Raw genomic sequence first — 19,723 nt, 5'->3', positions numbered from 1 at the left:
CCCGGCGCGGCTGTGCCGTACGTCCGGGCTGAGCGGGGTGGTTCCCTCGTTGGGCGGCAGGCGAAGCCCTACCGCGCCGTTCGTCGGCTGTCCAGGATCGGGCTTGCCCGACCGCGAAGCGGCGCCGTAGGCGTCCTGGATGGCCGGCGGGCGGTGTGGTGCCCTCTGGGTGCCGTCCGACGAGGGGGCCGCACCGCGACCCACCACCATCTCCACCACCCACAACCCGCACCCACCGAGCCGTGCCCCCCACCCCCTCCGCAGGGTGGCCGGGGTGTGGGGCGGAGCCCCGCTCAGTAACCCGCACCCTCCAACGCAGAAGGGGCGGGCCGCCTGGTGGCAGTCCGCCCCTCGCCGGGGATGTGCTCCGGTTACATCTCGACCTCGCGGCCCCGCCGGAGTTCGGCCGCGGGCGGCTCGGGCGCCTGGACGACCTGGGGTTCGTCGCGGCGGGTCCGCTCGGCCTCCTCCATCTGCTGCGTCTGCTCGCGGTCGGCCAGGATCTCCGTTGCCCGCCCGGCGGTCCGGACGGCTTCCTGCAGCTCCTCGCCCGTGAGCTTCGGCGCGGTCTCGTGGGCTCGCTCGCGCGACTGGCGCAGGGCCTCGGCCTCGTAGTGCTGCCGCATCTGCTCGGCTTCCTGCTCCTGCTGCACGCGGGCGCGCTCGGCCTGGCGCTCCTGTTCCAGCTCCGGTTCCACGGCGGCCGGCTGCACGTCCTCCGGAAGTTCCACGGGCTCCGGCTCCGGCGCGCGGAGTTCCAGCTGGCGCTGTGCCTCCTGCGCCTGCTCGCGCGTCGGCTCGGTGTGCTCGTGCCACGCCTGCCGTGCCTCGTGCACCTTTTCCAGCTTCTCGCGGTCCTCGGCAAGCGAAGCGGTCAGGGCCTCGTACCCCTCGACGGCGTCCTGCAGCTCCTGCGCCTGCTCGGGCGTCTCGGCCTCCATAGCCTTGATGTACGTCTGGACCGACTCGCGCTCGGCGTCCGACAGGGACTCGCTGACCTCGCGGAGCTGCCCGGCGACGTGCGGCGGTGCCCACTCGGTCTCGCGGTCGTACCGCTCGATCATGCGTCGCAGCGTGGCGTCCGACGCTCCGACCAGCTCCATCCGGTCCTCGGGCTCGCCCAGCGCGCGGTACGCGCGGTCCCAGTCCTGGCGGACGTCGACCGCACCGCGGCCCGGCCGCTGGCCGATCGCGTCGCGCTCGTTCTCGTGCTGGTGCGCCTCGCGGTATGCGGCGACCGACCCGGCCCGCTCAATCCAGCGCTCCCGCCAGGTCGGGTCCTCGGGGACCGGTCCCAGCTTCTGCGCCCACTGCGGCAGCTCTCCGGCCTCGGCCTGTTCCAACAGCTGCTGTCCCAGTTCCAGGCGCTTCTGCTCGGCCAGTTCCGCGACGCCCCGGGCGTACTCGCCTTCCGGGCCCTCGATCTCGGCGGCCCGGTTCCGCCAGTCGGCGCGCTCCTCGGCGGCGGCCTGGCGCTCCTCCACGATGCGGGCGCGCTCCTGCGACTCCTGCCCGCCGTGCAGCACCTCGGCGCCCAGCGACATGGCCATGGCCTGGTTCATCGCTTCCTGCTGCCGCGCCTCCTCGAACGCTGCGGCCTCCGCTGCCCGCTGGGTCTCCATGGGGTCGATGACCTGCGCCCCGATGACCGCCTGCTGCGCGGCCAGGGCGTCCTCCTGGCTGCCGTTCCAGGCCAGGACCGGAGCCTGCGACATGGCCTCGGCCTGCCGCATCGCCTCTGCCTGCGCCTCCTCGCTGATCGACCGGTCCACGTGGGCGACGGGCGCCACGGACAGCTCGGCCATCAGGTCGTTGACCGTGCGTTCCTGGGTCTCGACGGCCTCGCGCACGCGGGCCTCGTCCGCCTGGACCTGGCGCCGGTCGGCGGCCTCCAGCTCCCGCTCCGCGCGCCAGTGCAGCACCTTCGCCACGTCCTTGGCGTCGGCCAGGTCGCCCCCGGTGATGCTGCGCATCATCTCCATGGCGTCGTGGCCGGCGGCCTCGGCGCTGCGGCCCAGACGGATGAGGGAGCCGTACGCCTCGCTGTCGCGGACCTTCGAGAACTTGTCGCCCAGCTTCTCGAACAGGACCCGGCCGAACTTCTTCTCCGCGTCCTTGGTCGCCAGGTCTTCCAGCTCGTACGAGTGCTTCGCCAGGGAGCTGGACCATTCCAGCTCCTCGCGCTGCACCTGCGTCGCGGACTTCTCGACGCTGGAATTCTCCAGCGTCTGCTTGAAGAGGGTCATCGGCTCGGGCCGCTGCTCCTCGGGCACGCCCGGCATGTCCGTGGACATGTACGCGGTGTTCCGCTCGCGGCCGCGCGTCATCGCGACGTAGAACGCCTCCCGCGAACCGGAGCCGTCCCAGTAGGAGTGGGCCGTTCCAACGGTCCGGCCCTGGGTGGAATGGATCGTGCCCGCGTACGCCAGGTCCACATGCTTCTGCACGTACGAGGACGGCAGGGTCACGGTGTCCCCGTCGTCGTAGGCGGCGGTCACGGAGCCGTCCTCCGCGATGCCCAGCACCTTGACCACATCGCGGTTGGTGGCGAAGCGGTCGCCGGACGCGCTGGTCAGACGGCGGTTGTTGTCCCGGAGCTGGATCATGTCGCCCTTGCCGACCGTGAGGCCGCGCCCGTCCAGCTCGATGCCGTCCGCCTCGACCTCCCCGAGCCGAACGAGGTCGGCGCGGGCGCGGGCGGCCAGCTCGTCGGCCTGGGCCGTGGTCGGCGCGATGAGTACCGCGTCCTTCCCGCCCGTGTGGTCGACCAGCCACGACTGGTACGAGGCTTCCACCATCTCCTCGCGCGTTCCAGCGCGCAGACGGCCGCGGGTCTCGTACTCCGCGAGCACGTCCACCTCGCCCTTGCGGAGCTTCAGGGACGCCTCCTTCTCCCACTCGGAGTTGAAGCGCATCACCTCGTCCAGGCGGTGGACGTTCGGCAGATCCTCGGTCAGCTGGGAGAACACCCCGCCGCTGCCCACGCTGCTGAGCTGGGCGTTGTCGCCCACGTACAGCACCTTCGCCCCGGCCAGGTCGGCGTACCGGCGGATCTCGTCCAGCTGGCCCGTCTCGGCCATGGACGCCTCGTCCACCAGGATCAGCTGGCCTGGCCGGAGCTGGCAGGCGTTCCGGTCCTCGTCCGACACCGCAGTGCCCGATTCCAACCGGCGGTTGGTGTCCAGGAACTTCGCGATGTTCGCGGCGTTCTCCACGCCCTCGTCGGACAGCACGCGGGCGGCGCGCTGGCTGACGGTGAGGCCGATCACGGGGCCGCATTCCTGCGTCCAGACGTCGTGGATCGCGCCCGCCAGGCGGCTCTTTCCAGTTCCAGCGGGGGCGGCCACCACCTCCATGCGGCGGCCGCTGGCCAGGATGGAGCGGAACGCCTTCTCCTGCCCCTCGTTCAGCCCGGCGCCGGCCACGGCCGCCTCGATCGCCTCGCGGCCCACGGCGGGGGCTCCCAGCTCGGTGGCCTTGGCGATGATGCGGCCCTCCCGCTCCAGGTGGGCCTCCGTGGCGTACCGGCGGGCGCCGTGGCGGGCGTAGACCGACAGCCCGTCCTCGCGGCACAGCTCCGGGGGGAGCGGGACGAGGTTGCGGGCGGTCAGCCGGACCACGGCCGTGTCGGCTCCGGGCTGCAGCGCGGCGTCGGCCAGCTCGTTGACGAGGGCGGTCACCTGGTGGCGTTCCAGCCCTCCGAGACAGTCCGGAAGTTCCTTGGTGATCTCCACGATCAGGTCGCCTCGACGCCACGTCGACTTCTGGTCCTGGGCGTTCTCGATGGCCTGCTGCACGACCTTCGTCGGGTCGAATTCCAGGCCCGATTCCAGCGTACGTCCGTCGCGTTCCAGTTCGGCGGTCGCGCGTTCCACCTGCGCTGGAATGTCGGCCAGCGACTCGCGGGTGTCGGCCACCATGTCGGCCTCCCAGCGCTCCAGCAGCTGCTCGCGCGGGACGGCTTCCACCTTGTTCTTCCGCTCGGTCAGGTTGACCCACTGCGCCATGCGGGCCAGCTCGTGGGCGCCCGGCGCGCGGCCGGTCCGCTCCTCGTACGCCTTGGCCAGCTCGGCGGTGCCCTTGGTGATGGTCCGCCGGCGGGAGCTGTACTTGTCGCGCTTCTCCTCGGAGATGCCGACGATCTCGCGGGCCATGCCGTCCGGGCGGGTGGCCACGCGAAAGCCCATCTTGCGGTACAGGGCCTCGTCCGACACCTTCTCGAAGATGTGCCCGGCGGCCTTGGTGTGCCGGTAGATCTCCTGTCCGTCGATGGTGAGCCACTTCGACATGACTTCGCCGGTCACGGGGTCGACGGACGAGGATTCCACGCGATTCCAGATCGCGTTGTGGATGTGCAGCTGCGGGTCCGAGTCACGGCTGGTGTGCTGCCGGAACGAAGCGATCGTCCACGCGTGCGCGTCGACCTGGCGGCCCATCGGGGCCCCGTCCGGGTCCTTCGCACCGTGGCGTCCGTCGCGGGCGTACCCGGCCTCTTCCTCCAGGAATTCCAGCCCGGCCTGGACGCCCTCCATCAGGCACTCCCAGACCTGATCGGCCTTCTCGGCGGCGGCCGCCGCGCCCTCCAGGTCCCCGGCCTCGCGGAGCCGCGCGGCCTCGATCTGGAACCCGGCGTGCAACAGGCTGTAGGACTTCGGCGCGGAGAACGTGACGTCGTAGTACGAGCGACTGGAGGGGGCGTTCTGGCGCACCTTCAGCTCCGCCGCGCGGCGCTGCTCGGGCGTCGAATCCGGCCCCAGCTTCTCGACTGCGGCGGCCACCTTCTCCTCCGTCGACTTGGTGTAGTCGTACGGCTTGCGGCCCACCCGGGCCTCGTCGTAGATGGCTGCCACCTGGGCGTTGTACTCGTCCGATCCGGGCTCGGCCGTGATCGCAGAGAGTGACGCCCGGACTTCCGCGTGGAGGCCCGGGTGCGTGAACTTCGAGTACATGTCGCTCATCAGCTCATGGTCGACTTCACCAGTCAGACCAAGATCGTTTGCGGCGCTCCCGAGCCAGATCCCGGCCGGCTCTCCGGCCTGCTCGATGGACTTCAGGTAGTAGTGCTCACCGCCGCGACCGACCGCGTTCATGAGGTATCCCGGGTCTGATCCCGGGCTCACAGTAGCGGTCATGTGATCACGGTACGGGCCATCGGATGGTAATGCAAGGGTGTGTTGAAGTTAGTAGGTAGCTCAGGTTTCAAGATCCGGGAAGAGAAGGGGGTGGAGAGGGCAAGTAGGCAGATGGGAGAGGAGATCGACAAGGGCAAGCAAGGGAGGACAGCAAGCGGAGACAAGGGAAGGACGCAAGGAGAGATCAGCCAGGGATCGGGAGAGCGCGAGAGGGTGCCCCTCTCGCAGGGTTGACCCCGACCGGTGGGCGCCCGGTAGGCTGCGCCACAGACGACATGAGGCCCGACCCCCGGACTGGGGGCGGGCCTCGACTGTTACCAAGCGTGTTTTTCGGCGGCGGCGTCGCCCGGGTGGCCGGCGGCCACGAACCACGGACTGTCTAGCGTGGACATGCTGTGAACCGCACGCCCGGCGGCCCCTCGCGCGGGCTGCGAAACCGGCCCCCGGCCGCCCGCACGGCCTAGCATGTCCACGCTGTGAACCGCCCACGGCGGCGGCCTGTACGGCGACCGCTACGGCGGGCCGCCCCACCTCGTTCGCCGTAGCGTGGACACGCTCCGATCCGGCGTCGGCGTCGACCGCCCGGCGAGACGAAGCGGAACCGTTGTGCCTCGACCCGCTACAGCATGTCCACGCTACGAAACGGCCTTCACCAGAGGGTGTCCTGGTGCTCCCCCGAGGGGTGGCCGGCTGCGAGCGCGGCCGCGATGGCGGCGGCCTCCGCGCCCGGCTCGGCGGCCAGGATCGCGTCCCGCACCGCGACCGCCCGCCCCGCCGCGCCCCGCACGTCCGCGAGCGCGTGACCGGTCAGCCCCCGGCGGGCCGCGTAGTCCACGATGTTCTGCAGCCGCTCCCCCGCCAGCCAGTGGTCCGGGTTCTGACAGCTGCTCTCGTCGCAGGTGTGCCGGACCACGGCGCCGTTCCGCAGTGCGGCCGCGCCGTGGCAGATGACGAACCCGAGCACGTGGGCCGACACCACGCGGGAGGTGCCCGCCGGGCGGCTGCCCGCCCGGAGCTTCCCGTGCCCGGAGTCGCTGATGGCCCCGAGCCACCAGTGGCACGGCGTCGGGCCGGGGCCGCGGTACACCTTCGCCTCGTACCGGGCGGCGGTCGCAGGGTCGGCGGCCAGGCGGTCCCAGGGAACCGCGGGGGTCGGCTCGCTCATGCGGCGGCCTCGTCCGGCTCGGTGTCCTCGGCGGACTCCTCGGCCTCGAACGGCTCCCGGCACTCCCCGCACAGGATCGCCCCGCCCTCCAACAGCTTGGGGGTGACCTGCATCCGACGGGGCGGGTCACACTCGCACGCCACGGCCAGGCGCTTACCGGCCCGGCCCTTCCCGCCGCGCGGGCCCTCCTTCTTCCCGTCCTCGTCCTGCTCCTGGTCCCCGCCCTCCTCGGGCGCCTCGATCCGGGCCAGGGCGGCGGCGTCCAACTTCCTGATGACGGACGCGTACCGGCTGACCGTGGCGGCGGTGATCAGGGCCTCCGAGAAGCCGATGACCTTCTCCGCCCGCTTCGGCGGCTCCAGCCCCAGCTCCTCGGCCAGAGCCGCGAACTTCCGGTTGTGCCAGCGGCCCGCACACGAGGTGTCCCGGATGCCCCGGGCGGCTGCGAGCGCGTGCGCGGCCTCGTGCAGCGCGGTCTCCACCACCATCTGCCCGCCCACGGCGATGGCCTCGCCGGAGATGAACAGCTCCGCCCGGCGGCCGCCGGCCGCCGCGTCCAGCCACCGGTCCGCCGTGTGGTGCCCCCAGGACGGCCGCTTCTTGTTCCGGCCCTGCGTACCCGTGCCGGTGATCATCACGACGTCTGGAAGGTCGGGGTGGTGCTTCTGGAACGCGGCCCAAGTCGATTCCAGCGCGGCGGTGATCCGGGTTCCCTCTTGAGTCGGCATGTCTCAGATCGTAGCGTGAACACGCTACGAAGCGGGAGGGGTTCGGGCCGACTGGAACGGCAACGGCCGCCGCTGGAACGCGAGTTCCAGCGGCGGCCGGTCGGGGTGCTGAGAGTCGGTCAGTCGTCGTACTCGTAGGCGTCGGTCACGAGGTCGGGCCAGCGGGCGTGACCCCGGAATTCCAGGCGGTGCCGGAGCATCGCGGCGGCGTCTGCCTCGGTGACCTCCAAGGCGAAGTGCTCCCGCGCGGCCGTGAGAACGTCGCCCACCGTGACCCGTAACGGCCAGGTGATGTGGATGTCTGTCACGGGTTCGGAGAGTCGGGCCCGTACCGCCGCGGTGATGGCCATGTCCGTGGCCTGCTGCACCTGAGCCTGGAAGTGCCGGGCCTGCTGTTCGGCGGCCAGGCGTTCGCGCCGCCGGCGGATGGCTCGCAGGATCACCACTCCTCCTTCGGGTGCGGCTCGACGTGCCCGCAGTAGTGGCACGTCGCCCCCGCCGGAAGGTCGACCGTCGTCCCGGTGCAGCGCGGGCACTCCCCCAGTTCCAGCACCGGACCGGTGCCCCGGACACACCCGGGGCACCGGTGCCCGTCGTCGCCGTAGGTCCACCCGGCGCGCTTCATGACGTCCTCGAACTCGTCGGTGTCCAGCGCGTACGGGTCGTCCACGGGTTCCAGGAACAACGCGACGCACCCGTCGCGGTCGCACGTCACGGCGTCTCGGATCACCGGTCCTCCTCGGCGGCCGCCGACTCGTCGTCGGCCAGCTCGGTGAGCGCGTGCGCCTCCTGGTGCTGCTCGACGGTGAAGCCGATCGGGCGGCGGCCCTCGCGCTCGTCGCCCTCGTACAGGCGGCGCTGTCCGTCCGCGTAGGACCGGAGCACGTCGCGGGCCTCGTCCGGGGTGCAGTCCAGCGCGGCCGCCACCTCGTTCCAGGTCGCGCCCAGCTGCAGGGCCTCGTGCACGGTGCTCGGGCGGTAGTTCAGGGCGGTGCGGCGGATGGCCTCTCCCAGGGCCAGCTGTGCGAGCGCGTCGCCCGCGGTGCCGCGCTCGACCTCGTACGGGAAGTCAGCGGGCAGACGGCGGTTCGACAGCCGCTCGGCGTGCTGGGAGTGCTTCTCCGCCTGCCAGGTGAGGGGGGTGGCCGGCGGGAGGTCGCCGGGTCGGCGGACCTGGAGGGCCTGGAAGTCCTTGTACGCGTCGGTGCTCACGGTGGTGGTCGCCCTTCAGCTTGTCGGGTAGAGGTCGGCGCGGGGGGTGTTCTCGGTGAGCCAGCGGCGGAAGCTGTGGGTGCCGCCCGCCGCGATGCGGTCGTGCCGCTCCTTCACCGTGGTGTGGTGCTGGCCCAGCCCTTCGCCCAGGTCACGCCACGACACCTTGTCCCCGTCCTCGTCGGGCTCGCGGGCCATCAGCAACAGCTCCTCCTCGATGGCGGTCAGTCGCTGCTTCAGGCGCCGGATGTCCCGCAGGTTCGCGTAGATGAACTCCTCCCCCAGGTTGGGGTTCCCGGCCTGGATCGCGTCCATGGCCAGGATGGCGCTGTCCGCCTCGTCCGCGATGCTCCACTGCTTGTTGCCGTGGAACGCGAGCGTGTACGTGCCCACCCCGTCCGGCCAGTGGGCGGTCCGGCCGGAGGTCTCCCAGGGCTCCATACCCGGCCGGCTCACGGCCATGGGCTCGTCCACCGGGGACGGGAGGGGGCGGTGCTGAGGGGTCGTCATGTGCGGTTCCCTTCGTCGGTGTTGGGGTTCCCCAACACCCTTGACTGTAGGGGTTCCCCAACAGGTGGCGCAAGGGGTTCGCCGCATCTCGTCCGGCCAGTTCGTGGCCGGTCTGCGTCCCGGTTGGCGGGAGACTCCCGCGAGCGGGTATCTCTACGGGCAGGGACGAACGGCGGGCGGTGATGGGGAGTTGACCCAGGTGGAGCTGTGGTGGAGACGACCTCCCGTGCCCGGGTCGCGTCGCTCGCAGAGACAACGCGCGGTCGCGGAGCTGCGGGCACAGGGGCGGTACGGCCCCGAACTGCGCGACGTGCTGCCCGCGTTCGTCGGGCTCGCCTTCGCCGCGGCGGCTCCGCTGGTCCTCCTCGTCTGGCTGCACCGTGCCCTCGGCGTCGGCGGCCTGGTGCTGGGCGTCGTTCTGCTCGCGGCCGCCACGGCGGTGGGTGTGCGGTGGCGCCGCGCGGCGGCCCGCCGGCGCGGCGGCATCTACACCTCGACCGAACTCGGCGTGCTCGATGACCACGGCCTGGCGGCGGCCGCCGAACGGATGCTGCGCCGCGACGGCTGGCACGTCATCGCGATGCCGGACGAGGGGCGGCCCCGCCTGTACGCACGCGACCGCGGCGGCCGCCAACTCGACGTCGGGTTCCGTCCGGCGGACGAGGCGGCGGACGAGGACGCGCCGACCGGTCCCGCTCCCCTGCGGGAGGCGGGCCGCCCGGGGGTCGACAACCTGATTCGAGTCGTGGTCAGCAGGGGCTCGTACAGCCGCGCCGATGTGCTCTGGGCCTCCCGCCAGGGCGGGGTCCACCTCCTCGACGGCCGCCAGCTGCAGCAATGGGCCGCCGGGGCGTCCCTGGACGACTTGGGCCTGCCCGGCTGATCGACCTTTCAAGATCGTTAGGCGAAGCGGGGCGCGCTCGACAAAAGGATATCCTTTTAATGCAGCCGGAGCGAGGGGGTATGCGGAAAGGATCTCCTTTAGAATCGGCGCATGGAGAAAATCGGCGTTACGGCCTGGATCACCGCGTCACAAGCGGGTGCGCTTGCGCTGCTCGATAAGCGGCGGCGGCTGGAGGAAAAGGAGACCGTGCGGGAGCTGGTGGCATCCGGCATTCGGCCGCGCGACGCTCGCGTACAGGTCGCCCGTATGCGTCCGGAGCACTGGCCTGCACTGGAGGTCGTCGTGGGTGAGGCGGTCCGCCGGCGCCTGGCGGACGAGGACCTGGCAGGCCCGTGGGTGCCGCTCACGCAATCCGACCTCGACCGCCTCGCGCTGTCCGGCCGCTGGCCCGGGGCGAGTGCTGGAATCACGTTGGTACAGCGGAACTACGCCTTTCCGGCGGACCTCGTTCTGCAGCTGCGGACCGCCTCGTGGCGAGTCTCGGAGAAGCCGCTGGCCCGGCTGTACGAACTGGGCCTGGTCGGCTCCGGGCTCCGGCTGACAGAGGAACAGAAGACCCGCCGTGACGAACTCGCGCGCCTGCTCTACCCGCCCGCCCGGATCATCCGGGAGGCCCTGACCGAGTACGGCCCTCACTCGAACGAGTGACGGCCCCGGCCGGTGAATTAAAAGGATCTCCTTTAAGAGAATCCGGCTTTGCGCGCACAGTTTTAAGCGCGCTCCGGCCTTTTCGATTTCCTCGGATGGCGGAGTTTGAAAAGCGGCCCGAATGGGGTCTATAAATGCTAGCGTCGGGAATTCCGGCGGACTGTCCTCGGGAGGTACGGGTGAGCACGACAACGACGGCACGCACGGCGGGGACGGTCCCGGCCAGTCGTGAAAGCGCAGATCAGGCCCCGGATCGGGTGCCGCGTGGGGAGCCCTACGGCTTCACGGACGGGCTGCCCGTCTACCGATGGGGGCAGGCGCCGGCGTACCTGCAAACGCAGACGCAACTGGGCCAGGCCCGGCTGAAGCTGGCGGACGGTCAGCCCGTCCTCGCGTACCTCTACCTGCGCAAGCACGACGTGGAGGTGCCGCTGTACGACCCGGCGGCCGCGGTGAAGATGCGGCCGCTGTCCTCGGCGGTGAAGAAGCGCATGGAGGCGGCCCGGACCTGCCCGGAGTGCGGCAAGGTACGCGAGCACCGGTTGAACGGCCGCCCCTGCTCGCAGTGCTGGCACAAGGCACAGCTGGCCCGGCAGCGCGAGCGGGCCCGGACGTGCTGGGGCTGCGGGAAGGTGCGCGAGCGTCCGTACCCGGCGGCGCACAACCGGTGTGGCGACTGCCGCCGTGCCCAGCTCGCGGAGGAACGGGCCCGGAAGACTGCGGCGGTGCTGTACTCCATCACCTGCCCGGGGCGGGACTGCTCGGTGAAGACGGCCACCAAAGCGGCGGTGCGGCGCTGGCGGGAGGCGAACCCGTACGGGTACTGGCGGCCGCGGTGGTGCTCGCCATGCGAGGAACGCGACGCACGGGAGCGGGCGGAAGCCGAACAGCGCGCGGTGGAGGCCCGGGAGGCTGAGCGGGAGGCCCGGCGCCGGCGGGTGCTCGAACTGCAGGAGTGGGCGGCGGCCGCGCTCGCGGACGAGGCCCTGGTGGTCCTCGACACGGAGACGACGGGGCTCGACGCGGACGCGTGCGTGGTGGAACTCGCGGTCATCTCCGGCTCCGGGGACGTCCTGGTGGACACCCTGGTCAACCCCGGGCGGCCGATCCCGGCGGACGCCTCGGAGATCCACGGCATCACGGACGAGGCGGTGGCCACGGCGCCCTCGTTCGGGCAGATCCTCGTCGGCCTCACGGCCGCGCTCGACGGGCGGCGGTGCCTGATCTGGAACGCCCCGTACGACAAGGGGGTGTTGCGCTGGGAACTGACCCGCCACTACCGGGCGGCCGGACACGAGGACCCGGCGGCGTCGGCGGCGGCCTGGCTCGACGGCATGACGCTGGAGGACGCGATGGTGCCGTACTCGGACTGGTACGGCGACTGGTCGGACTACTGGGGCAACTACAGCTGGCAGGCGCTCGGCGGCGGCCACCGTGCCCTGGGCGACGTCCGGGCGGTACTCGACCGCCTCCGCGAGATGGCCGCGCCCGTGGCCTCCTCGGTCGACTGAGAAGGGGGGTTCACCTCATGGTGCAGATCAGGGTCATGACGGACGATCGCGAGCGGGGCGAGCGGGTGGTGGAGATCCTGCTGCCGCTTCTGCAGGCGTGCACCGCGCTGCAGACCGGTGAGCCGACCCGGCTCACGCACCGCGGCGGCGGCCTGCGCCTGGTGCTCGACGTCCAGCCGGACGAGGGCCCCACCTCGGTACGGGTCGACCGTGCGGACGTCCCGGCTCGGCCGGAGCGAACGGCCCGCCAGCGGCGGGTACTTCCCCCAGGATCGCGGTAACAGTCCGGGCGACTGTTACCCCATCTGACCTGGGGAAGTTTCATAAATCGGCCCTCAAATGAGGAGCCAAAACTAGAAGCGGGCGCCCCCGGTGCCCAACGGGCGGCGGCCCGGCGGCCGCTCCTCCACCACCTCGTTCTCGACGGCCAGGGCGGGCGGCTCGACGGCTGCCCGCTCTGCTGCTGTCCGGCCGCGTTCGCGGTGGTCGCCAATTGGCGACTGCTCCTCGGCGGTGCGGGGTCCGGTGCCCAACGGGCGGCGGGTGGTGCTCACCTGCCCAAGTCTCCCAGCTCGCCGAACGGGTCGGGCCCACGGTGCCGCGCTGAGCGGAGCGCCCACGACGGGCTCGGCCACTTCGCGGCAGCTGCTGCTCCCCCTCGACCACGGCCGGCGGTGCGGTCTCCTCACGCTCCCGTCATCCGCGACGGCGGGAGTACGGCGCCCGACCCGACTCCGGCGAAGTCGACGGCACACCGCACCCGGGCCACCCCTCCCCCCTCCCGCCGCTGCCGTCTTTTGGCACCCCGGACGGGCCGCAGTCGGCAACGAGAGGCGGCTACGCGTGCCATGTGACGGTGGCCGGTCTTTTCGCCTGTGCGGTGTCACCCCCGGGCGCTACCGTCCCGGTACAGGCAGTAACCACACGGGAGGGGCGGCGGGATGACGACAGCGGGGCACCGAAGCGGAGCCGGGGCGAGCGCGGGCCGGATGGGTGAGGCAGCTCGGACAGCGGAGCGGGCAGCACAGCATCGACGGGCCCGGGTGCTGCTGCCGTTACTCGCGGCGGCCGCCGTGGTGGTCGGGTCGGCGGTCGGCTCGCTGACGAACTGGCAGCTCGGCTTGGTCGCCGCGCTGGTCGTGGTCGGGGTCGGCGTGCGGCGGCTGTACCGCCGGGGCCACAACAGCTGGGCGGTGGGTGCCGCCGGGGAGGCGCGGACGGCCAAGCTCCTGGCCCCGCTCGTCCGCCGGGGCCACGCCGTGGTGCTCCACGATCGGGCGATCCCCGGGAGTCGGGCGAACCTCGACCACCTCGCCTTCACGGCCGCCGGCGCCCTGTACGTCGACACGAAGAACTGGACGTCGGACAAGTCGCAGCTGACGGTGCAGGGCGGCATCCTGCGATACGGCCGGTACGACCAGACCCGCGCTCTGCAGACGGTGGTGTGGGAGGCGGAACAGGCGGCTCGGGCGCTCGGCGTCCCGGTCCGGCCGGTGGTCGCCGTGCACGGCGCGAAGGTCCCGGCGCCTCGCGGCCGGCTCGAACTGGGCGGCGTGACCGTGGTGGAGGCGAAGCGGCTCCGTGGCCTGCTCCGGAGCCTTCCTCCCCAACCCGGGTGGGACTCGGCCCGAATTACGGCGGTCGGGCAACTGGCTGACCGGACACTGCCCCCGGCCTCCTGACGAAGGACAGACAGAAGGGCCCGGCCTGCTGGCCGGGCCCTTCGTCGTCGGCTCCGCCGGTAGGCTCCTCGGCCGTAGAACACGCCCGTGAGCGAGAGGGGACGCTATGCCGGTCAAGGACGGTTGCCCGAACTGCGGTGCCCGGCGGGAGGACAAGGACCGTTGGGGCGCCTGCTCCAAGTGCGGGGCCCGGCAACGCTGATCTGGCTCTACCCTGCCCGCTTCCGCAGAGTGGGCGGGCGGTCGGTGGCGTTCGCGAGCATCCGCCGGACGGTCTCCGGGTGCCAGCGGCCGCCGTGCTTCGGCTGGAGCCCTTCGGCGTCCAGCACGGCCGCGATCTCGCGGAACGACAGTTCGTCCTCGTCCCGGAGCTGGCGGGCACGGGCCCGGCCGGCTTGCTCCATCTCCTCCTCGGTCAGCTCCTTCTTGTGCGCCTGCCATCCGTACGGCGGGGCGCCGTACGCGTACTGGCCCTTCTCCCCCTTGATGCGGCGGCCGCGGCGGAGCTTGGCCACGGTCATGCCTCGGTCCAACTGCGCGAACACGCCCATCATCTGGCGCATGGCGGTACGCATCGGGTCCTCGGGGTCGTCAGGCAGGATCTCGCCCTGATCGGCCATGAACGCGCGGCCGCCGTGCTTCCACGTCTGGGCCAGGGCCGCCTCCTGCACCACCAGCTCGCGGGCCAGGCGGTCAAGGTTCGGCGCGACGATGCCGTGCACGCGCTTCTCCTCAATCCACAACAGGGCGTCGGCCAGCTCGGGCCGCTCGTCCCCGGCGACGGTGCCCGGCACCGCCTTCTCCACGAACAGCTTCACGAGGCGGTGGCCGTGCTCGCGGGTCCATCGGCGCACGATGCGCTCCTGGTCCTCCAGCCCGAACCCGTCCAGCTGACTGCCGGTCGACACCCGGATGTACCCCGCGAGCCGCATCTGATCGCCTCCAACGCGCTGACCTGCACTGTCACAGTAATTGGCATAACTGTGACATCGAACAGACCCTATCCGGCCCTCGACGGGCCGTTCTGAGGGGGCGTCAGCCGCGTACGCCGGGAACTATCCACAGGGCAACCGTTCCAGACTGCCGACCATGAACACGAACACGCGCCGCTGGCGCTCTCACGTCCTGGTCCTCCTCGTCGCTCCGTGCGTCCTGCTCGCGGAGCTGGTCGTGCTCCCCTTCTCCCTCGTCCGGCTCGGCGTGCGCGGGCACGCGGCCGGCTGCCCCCGGCGGGAGGGTCGCGGGTGCAGCTGCTTCCTGTCGTCCTGGCGGGCCGTGGGCCGCGGGGTGCGGAGCGGATGGCGGGAGGCGTTCGGGTCCTGAGCACGGGACAGGCCCCGCCCGGGTGGGCGGGGCCTGCCGGTGTGGTGTCCTGGTGTGCGCGTCCGGGGCCGGTTACGACGGTCCCGGCCGCGTCAGACGGCGGTCGGGCGGTTGTGTCCGCACCCGGGGCACAGTCCGAACGCGTCGTCGTTCTCCCCGCCGCAGAAGGTGCACGTCCAGATCTGGGCCGGGGTCTCGACTTCCTCGGGGCTGACACACCAGCCGGTGTCCTGGCCGTTGTCCTCCAGCTCGTAGAGGTCGCCTCCGCCGGTCCACTCCAGGCGGGCCTCCTCCTGGTCGTCCGAGTGCAGCCCGTCCAGGTACAGCGTCTCGGCGCGCTTCTTGGCGGTGGCCTCGTCCAGGCAGGGACGGCCCGGCCCGGCTCCGTCCGTCTGCCAGATGATCCAGACGGTGGGCTTCGTCGCGCCGACCACGCCCCGGCCGGTGCAGTGCGCGCACCGCCCGTTCCCGTCCGAGTGGGCGTTGCGGCAGCTCGCGGACTCGTCCTGGACGAGGTTGGTCAACCACGCTGCCTGGCCCGGCTGCAGGCTGACGACCTGGCGTTCGTCGCCGGACTCCAGCGCGAGCGTCAGCCGCTCGGCGTCGTCGGCGTCGGTCGGGTACGTGTCGAACAAGGTCTGCAGGGCGACGGCCAAGGCGGGGAGTTCGGGCAGGCTCATCGAGTCGTCTCCTCGGTGGTGGTGTTCGCGGCGAGGAACGCGCCGGCTGCGGCCGCGGCCTCCTCGCTCGTGTCGTACTCGGCTTTCTCGGGCGCCTCGCGCACCTGCCGGTTGGCTGCGGTAGCGATCCACCACCAGCTCCCGTCCTCCGGGTGGAACACCACCCGGGCCTCGCCGCCGAACGCCTCGAAGTGGACGGGCTCGCGGTTGGCGTGCGGGTTGATCACGCTCACGGCTCCGGGCCAGCGCTTGCGGGCGGCCTGCCGGGAGACTCCCCACGCGGTGCCCAGCTGGGCGTAGCTCGCCCCGGCGGCTCCGGCCTTGCGGGCGTAGTTCTCCGCGATGCCCTCCGCGAGCGTCAGCGTCTCGCGCAGTGCCCGCACGACCGACAGGTGCCAGTCCGCGGTGGTCATCGCCTGCTCGCGCGTCGGGGTCTTGCGCTGCAGCTGATCCTGTCGCACGGAGATGTGGGCGGCCAGGTCGACGGCCGCGTCGTGAATGCGGGTGCGGAGGCTGGACAGTTGGCTGTCGGTCGGCTCGGTCCAGGCGGGGTCACGGGGAGCCATGAAGTGCTCCCAGTACCCGGGTTCCTCGTGTTCGTTCGTCGTCATGCGACAACCCTAACTGTCGTGAACCTAGGTTGTCAGGTGAACCGCGATTGTCGGCATATGCCGATTCGTCGTCAGCTGCGACGGCGGGCGCGCTTCTCGGCGCGGGCGCGGGCCAGGGCTGCGCGGTACGTCTGCTCAGCCTCGGAGCGGGCCACGGGCATGTCCAGGTACCGGCGTTCCTCGACCTCCGCCAGGTGAACATGCTCGGGCTGCTGGGCCGACCAGCGGCGGGGCTGCTCCGGCTCGGAGCTGCGGCTGGTCCAGCGGTCCAGGCCCCACCGGTTGGTGAGTTCGGCGCGCTTCGCCTCGGCGGCCAGCTCCGCCTCTGCGGCCAGGCGGGCGGCCTCGCGGCGCCGGTTCTGCTCGCGCAGATCCTCCTCGCGGCTGCTGAGGTCAGGCTGAGCAACCGACTGCGTGAGGGTGCGGGCGCGCTTGGCCACGGTGGTCTCGATGTCGTCCCACTCCGCCACGCTGGCGGCCGGAACGGCAGTTCGCCGGCGGCCGTGGCCGTGGGCGTCCTTCCGAGAGTTGATGAGCCGCCACAGGCGCCACGCGGCCAGGCGGCCCACGTCGTCCACCCCGGCAACGCTGCTCGACAGCACCTCGACCAGCTCGCTCTCGGTGGAACGGCGGAGCGCGATCCGGACCGTGCGCTGCAGGTCGGACCACGCCGAACCGCCGTGCCAGCGTCCAAGCTCGTCCCAGGACCCGTTGGGCAAAATCACCTTGCCGTGTCCGAGTTGGGCCCGCCAGGCGTGCCACGCGCGCCTCAGAACCCTGTCCGCCACGGCGCTGGGGTCGTCCCCGAACAGGAACGAGGACTTCTTTCCAGGCGCCGCCGAAGGCGTCGTTTTTGCTTGTCCCATGTCGTTCGACAAGCTCAGCCCGCTACTACCTGCAGAGAAAAGACCAGATAGCTGAAAGCCCTTCGCGTAAGAGGGAGACGTTTTGCCATTACCCATCAGCCGCTGGTTCAGGGCCTCGGCGCGGTCCCGGTCCGCCACTGCCCAACACCGGAGATCCTGGGGTCCGGCGTCCGCTCCCAGGGCCTTGGCGGACGTACGGATGGCCTCGGCGGCAGCGGCCGCCGGGGAGTCCGCCGGGTGCTCCCAGCGCGGAGCGGCGGCCAGCTCGGCGGCGGTCTGCTCGTCCACCTCGACGGCCTCGGCTCCGGCCAGCGGCACGGACGCGCTGGCCGTGAGGCGGCCGTACCGGGCGTCCTCGTGCCGCACCTCGACCTCCGGGAGGTCCCACACCTTCAGCTGGCGCATCAGGTCGTCGGGGAGGTCGCTCGGGATCGCGTCGACACGGAGACACAGGGCGTAGACCGCGCGGCGGCCCGGGGCCGGCTTCACGACCTGCTCCACGTATCCGTGGCGGTACGCCAACTTCAGGTCGTCCCAGAACCGGTCATCTCCGAATCCCTCGGTGAGGGCGTACCCGTGGGCCAGGTCCATGCCCCCGTCGACCCGCCCCGTGTCCCACTGGCCGATCACGCGGCCGGTGGCGCGGTCCAGCTCCTGCTGGGAGAGGAACCGGGCCAGACGGCGCAGGCGCATGGGCAGCTCACCGCGGCTGTCTGCGATCTCCAGAACGCGGTACCACATGGGCAGGCTGATCTGGGGAAAGCGCAGTACAGCGACGGTTTCGTGTTCCAGCGACAGCGGCGCGCGGGGCGCCGACTCCGGCTGTACTACGGACACACCGGAAGAAGGGCGCACTGGGCCGCCATCGCAGCTATGAGCTACGATGCTGATGCTCCTGGAGCTAGTTGAGGGGGCACACGAAGGCCCGGCCCCGGACTTACGTCCGGCGCCTCAAAAACGGGCCTCACCTGTGGGAATAGGGACGCTCAGACTTCCGCCGGCCAGCTTGGGCTGAGACTGTCCCGTCGAACGTGCGGTGCCCTGATCTGAAAGTTCGGGTCAGGGCCTTTTTCACGTCCGGACGTTGTTGTCATCCGGTCTGAGGCAGCTCCTTTGCAGCCGCCGCGCGTGCCTTCCGCTCCTTGCGGTAGCTCTCGCGCTTGTGCAGCTCTCGGATGGCCTGCCGGAGCACTTCGGCACCGGACACGCCAAGCTCGTTCACCAGCTCCTCGTAGAGCGGTCGCTCTGCGTCGCTGGGGTGGAGGATGACAGTTGCGCGCACAGGCTTCTCGGGCGGATGAACCGTCCGGTTCTTGTGCTGAAGACCTCGTACGCCTGCCATAGCAGTGATCATATCCACATGCGGGGCGCGTTGGTCCAACGACACGGAAGTTATCTGCGCGTTTCCCGTGACGCGGGAGGCTACTTGTCGACTTCCCGCCTGACGGGACGCGCTTAAACCCCCGAATTTCAGGGGCTGATGGCCTGGCTCAGCTTCGCGAGTCGTCGCTGAACGTCCGCGCGAGCGCCACTCTTTCCGGGGACGCGGGTCCGGAGACTCAACAGCTCGGTGCCCAACTCCCGGAGCCGCGCCGGGTTGCTGACGAGGTGCCAGGCTCCGTGGGCGCGGTCGACGGCCTCGGCCACCTCGGGGTGGTGCGCGGGCTGGTCGGCGGTCAGCCGGACCACGGCGGCCTGCAGCCACAGCTGACAGGCGCGGTCCGGCGTTCCCTCCTGCTGCGCGAGGAAGGCGCGGACCTCAATCCAGTGGGCTACCTCGACGGACTGTGCGCCGTGCGCCCGGAGGGCTGCCTGCTCGTACGAGGCGGCGATGGCGGCGGCTTCGCCGTGGCGGCCGGCGCGGCTCGCGTCCCGGATCGCCAGGTGGGGGTCCTCCTCGACGGCGGCTGCGGTGGTCGACGTCGCCTCGGCCCTCGGCGCGGGCACGTCGGCGTTGGGGTGCAGGGCGGCCTGCGCGACCGCCTGTCCTCCCAACCACAGGGTGGCGGCGTCCTCGACGGCGGCCGCGCGGGCGGCCTGGTGGTGCAGCTGCTCGGCGCTCGGCCTCGTCGGCGCGGTGCGGAGGATGTGCGCGAGCGCGTTGGTGTACGAGGGGCCGGGACGGTGGCGGCGGTCCTGCAGCTGCACGGCGCCGTACAGGGCGAACGGTCCGGCCAGGGACTGCTCCTGGTGGACGAGGGCCTGCCAGACGTCCGTGTCGGCCGCCAGGTCGGCCACCACCGTGGTGGTGCCCGGCGGGCGGCGCTGCAGCTCGGCCCCGATCCAGTGCCACGGGAGCGCGGTGTACCGGATCGTGCGGGCGGTGGTGCGGGCCAGGGCCAGGTGGAGAAGGTGCTGGCGCGGGTCGACGGCCAGTTGCCCGGCGACGTAGACGAGTAGCGGGCCCTCGACGGCGGCCGCGGTGCGGAGGTTCGTCAACACGGTGTTGGGGTCGTCGGGGTTGGCCAGCTGTACGACGCTCGCGTACGAGGTGCCGACCAGCCGCGCCGGCGGGACGGCGGCCAGCTGAGGCAACGCCGTGGTGACCGCGAGCGGGTGTCGTACGGGCGGCTCGGCCGCGACCAGTAGTGCGTATCCCGGCTGTTCCCCCGTGCTGATCCCCATGGGCAGCACCGTAACCGGCTCCTCGGTCCTCGCGCGGCTGTGCCGTACGTCCGGGCTGAGCGGGGTGGTTCCCTCGTTGGGCGGCAGGCGAAGCCCTACCGCGCCGTTCGTCGGCTGTCCAGGATC

Annotated in this window: 20 protein-coding genes; 6 read left to right on the top strand and 14 right to left on the bottom strand. The window is 71.6% G+C overall.

What is annotated here, in order from left to right:
* Positions 1-371: 371 nt before the first annotated feature.
* The 7 genes from mobF to ACZ4D5_RS43145 all read right to left on the bottom strand — a co-directional run bounded on the left by mobF (position 372) and on the right by ACZ4D5_RS43145 (position 8,747).
* Entirely contained in the window at positions 372-5,132 is a 4,761-nt protein-coding gene (gene mobF / locus ACZ4D5_RS43175; RefSeq protein ID WP_467778028.1) for a MobF family relaxase, read from the bottom strand.
* 649 nt (positions 5,133-5,781) lie between these two features.
* Positions 5,782-6,297, bottom strand: a complete 516-nt coding sequence (locus ACZ4D5_RS43170) for a hypothetical protein (protein WP_030902688.1) — start codon at positions 6,295-6,297, stop codon at positions 5,782-5,784.
* Entirely contained in the window at positions 6,294-7,025 is a 732-nt protein-coding gene (locus ACZ4D5_RS43165; protein ID WP_467778027.1) for a hypothetical protein, read from the bottom strand. The genes ACZ4D5_RS43170 and ACZ4D5_RS43165 overlap by 4 nt, the downstream gene beginning before the upstream one ends.
* Before the next feature lie 119 nt (positions 7,026-7,144).
* Positions 7,145-7,468, bottom strand: a complete 324-nt coding sequence (locus ACZ4D5_RS43160) for a hypothetical protein (RefSeq protein WP_467778026.1) — start codon at positions 7,466-7,468, stop codon at positions 7,145-7,147.
* The gene (locus ACZ4D5_RS43155) at positions 7,465-7,755 is read right to left on the bottom strand and encodes a hypothetical protein (RefSeq protein WP_391777150.1); all 291 of its coding nucleotides are present in this window, start codon (positions 7,753-7,755) and stop codon (positions 7,465-7,467) included. The genes ACZ4D5_RS43160 and ACZ4D5_RS43155 overlap by 4 nt, the downstream gene beginning before the upstream one ends.
* Complete coding sequence (locus ACZ4D5_RS43150) at positions 7,752-8,237, bottom strand: hypothetical protein (RefSeq protein ID WP_467778025.1); 486 nt, start codon at positions 8,235-8,237, stop codon at positions 7,752-7,754. Before ACZ4D5_RS43150 ends, ACZ4D5_RS43155 begins: the two co-directional genes overlap by 4 nt.
* 15 nt (positions 8,238-8,252) lie before the next feature.
* Complete coding sequence (locus ACZ4D5_RS43145; RefSeq protein WP_467778024.1) at positions 8,253-8,747, bottom strand: hypothetical protein; 495 nt, start codon at positions 8,745-8,747, stop codon at positions 8,253-8,255.
* Positions 8,748-8,973: 226 nt separating this feature from the next.
* Here ACZ4D5_RS43145 and ACZ4D5_RS43140 point away from each other — a divergent pair, with 226 nt between their 5' ends.
* From ACZ4D5_RS43140 to ACZ4D5_RS43125, 4 genes are all read left to right on the top strand, one after another.
* A complete protein-coding gene (locus ACZ4D5_RS43140; RefSeq protein ID WP_467778023.1) occupies positions 8,974-9,630 on the top strand; it encodes a hypothetical protein in 657 nt (218 codons plus the stop codon).
* A gap of 111 nt (positions 9,631-9,741) precedes the next feature.
* Positions 9,742-10,299 carry a hypothetical protein gene (locus ACZ4D5_RS43135; RefSeq protein WP_467778022.1) on the top strand — a complete coding sequence of 186 codons (558 nt, stop codon included), beginning with the start codon at positions 9,742-9,744 and terminating at the stop codon, positions 10,297-10,299.
* Between the two features lie 179 nt (positions 10,300-10,478).
* Complete coding sequence (locus ACZ4D5_RS43130) at positions 10,479-11,810, top strand: exonuclease domain-containing protein (RefSeq protein WP_467778021.1); 1,332 nt, start codon at positions 10,479-10,481, stop codon at positions 11,808-11,810.
* A 17-nt stretch (positions 11,811-11,827) separates the two neighbouring features.
* Positions 11,828-12,091: a hypothetical protein gene (locus tag ACZ4D5_RS43125; RefSeq protein WP_467778020.1), complete on the top strand. Its 264-nt coding sequence runs from the start codon at positions 11,828-11,830 to the stop codon at positions 12,089-12,091.
* 72 nt (positions 12,092-12,163) lie between these two features.
* On the opposite strand, the gene ACZ4D5_RS43120 is transcribed toward ACZ4D5_RS43125, so the two are convergent.
* Entirely contained in the window at positions 12,164-12,364 is a 201-nt protein-coding gene (locus tag ACZ4D5_RS43120; protein ID WP_467778019.1) for a hypothetical protein, read from the bottom strand.
* Between the two features lie 489 nt (positions 12,365-12,853).
* Here ACZ4D5_RS43120 and ACZ4D5_RS43115 point away from each other — a divergent pair, with 489 nt between their 5' ends.
* Positions 12,854-13,492: a nuclease-related domain-containing protein gene (locus ACZ4D5_RS43115; RefSeq protein WP_467778018.1), complete on the top strand. Its 639-nt coding sequence runs from the start codon at positions 12,854-12,856 to the stop codon at positions 13,490-13,492.
* 209 nt (positions 13,493-13,701) lie between these two features.
* On the opposite strand, the gene ACZ4D5_RS43110 is transcribed toward ACZ4D5_RS43115, so the two are convergent.
* Positions 13,702-14,424 (bottom strand): recombinase family protein, encoded by a 723-nt coding sequence (locus tag ACZ4D5_RS43110; RefSeq protein WP_467778017.1) that lies wholly within the window; start codon positions 14,422-14,424, stop codon positions 13,702-13,704.
* A 157-nt stretch (positions 14,425-14,581) separates the two neighbouring features.
* Here ACZ4D5_RS43110 and ACZ4D5_RS43105 point away from each other — a divergent pair, with 157 nt between their 5' ends.
* Positions 14,582-14,815, top strand: a complete 234-nt coding sequence (locus tag ACZ4D5_RS43105) for a hypothetical protein (RefSeq protein ID WP_467778016.1) — start codon at positions 14,582-14,584, stop codon at positions 14,813-14,815.
* A 92-nt stretch (positions 14,816-14,907) separates the two neighbouring features.
* Here ACZ4D5_RS43105 and ACZ4D5_RS43100 read toward each other — a convergent pair whose 3' ends face one another.
* The 5 genes from ACZ4D5_RS43100 to ACZ4D5_RS43080 form a co-directional block, all read right to left on the bottom strand.
* Positions 14,908-15,495 carry a hypothetical protein gene (locus ACZ4D5_RS43100; protein ID WP_467778015.1) on the bottom strand — a complete coding sequence of 196 codons (588 nt, stop codon included), beginning with the start codon at positions 15,493-15,495 and terminating at the stop codon, positions 14,908-14,910.
* Positions 15,492-16,106, bottom strand: coding sequence for a hypothetical protein (locus tag ACZ4D5_RS43095; RefSeq protein WP_467778014.1), 615 nt, complete (start codon positions 16,104-16,106; stop codon positions 15,492-15,494). The genes ACZ4D5_RS43100 and ACZ4D5_RS43095 overlap by 4 nt, the downstream gene beginning before the upstream one ends.
* Positions 16,107-16,177: 71 nt before the next feature.
* Positions 16,178-17,713, bottom strand: a complete 1,536-nt coding sequence (locus ACZ4D5_RS43090) for a hypothetical protein (protein ID WP_467778013.1) — start codon at positions 17,711-17,713, stop codon at positions 16,178-16,180.
* A gap of 349 nt (positions 17,714-18,062) precedes the next feature.
* On the bottom strand, positions 18,063-18,314 hold the full coding sequence (locus tag ACZ4D5_RS43085) for a ribbon-helix-helix domain-containing protein (RefSeq protein ID WP_366350592.1): 252 nt from the start codon (positions 18,312-18,314) through the stop codon (positions 18,063-18,065).
* A 128-nt stretch (positions 18,315-18,442) separates the two neighbouring features.
* Entirely contained in the window at positions 18,443-19,597 is a 1,155-nt protein-coding gene (locus tag ACZ4D5_RS43080; RefSeq protein WP_467778012.1) for a hypothetical protein, read from the bottom strand.
* Positions 19,598-19,723 lie beyond the last annotated feature (126 nt).

The organism is Streptomyces sp. NPDC025651, assembly GCF_055558735.1.
Note: the sequence above shows the minus strand (reverse complement) of the source record. Positions and strands in the feature narration are given on the sequence as shown.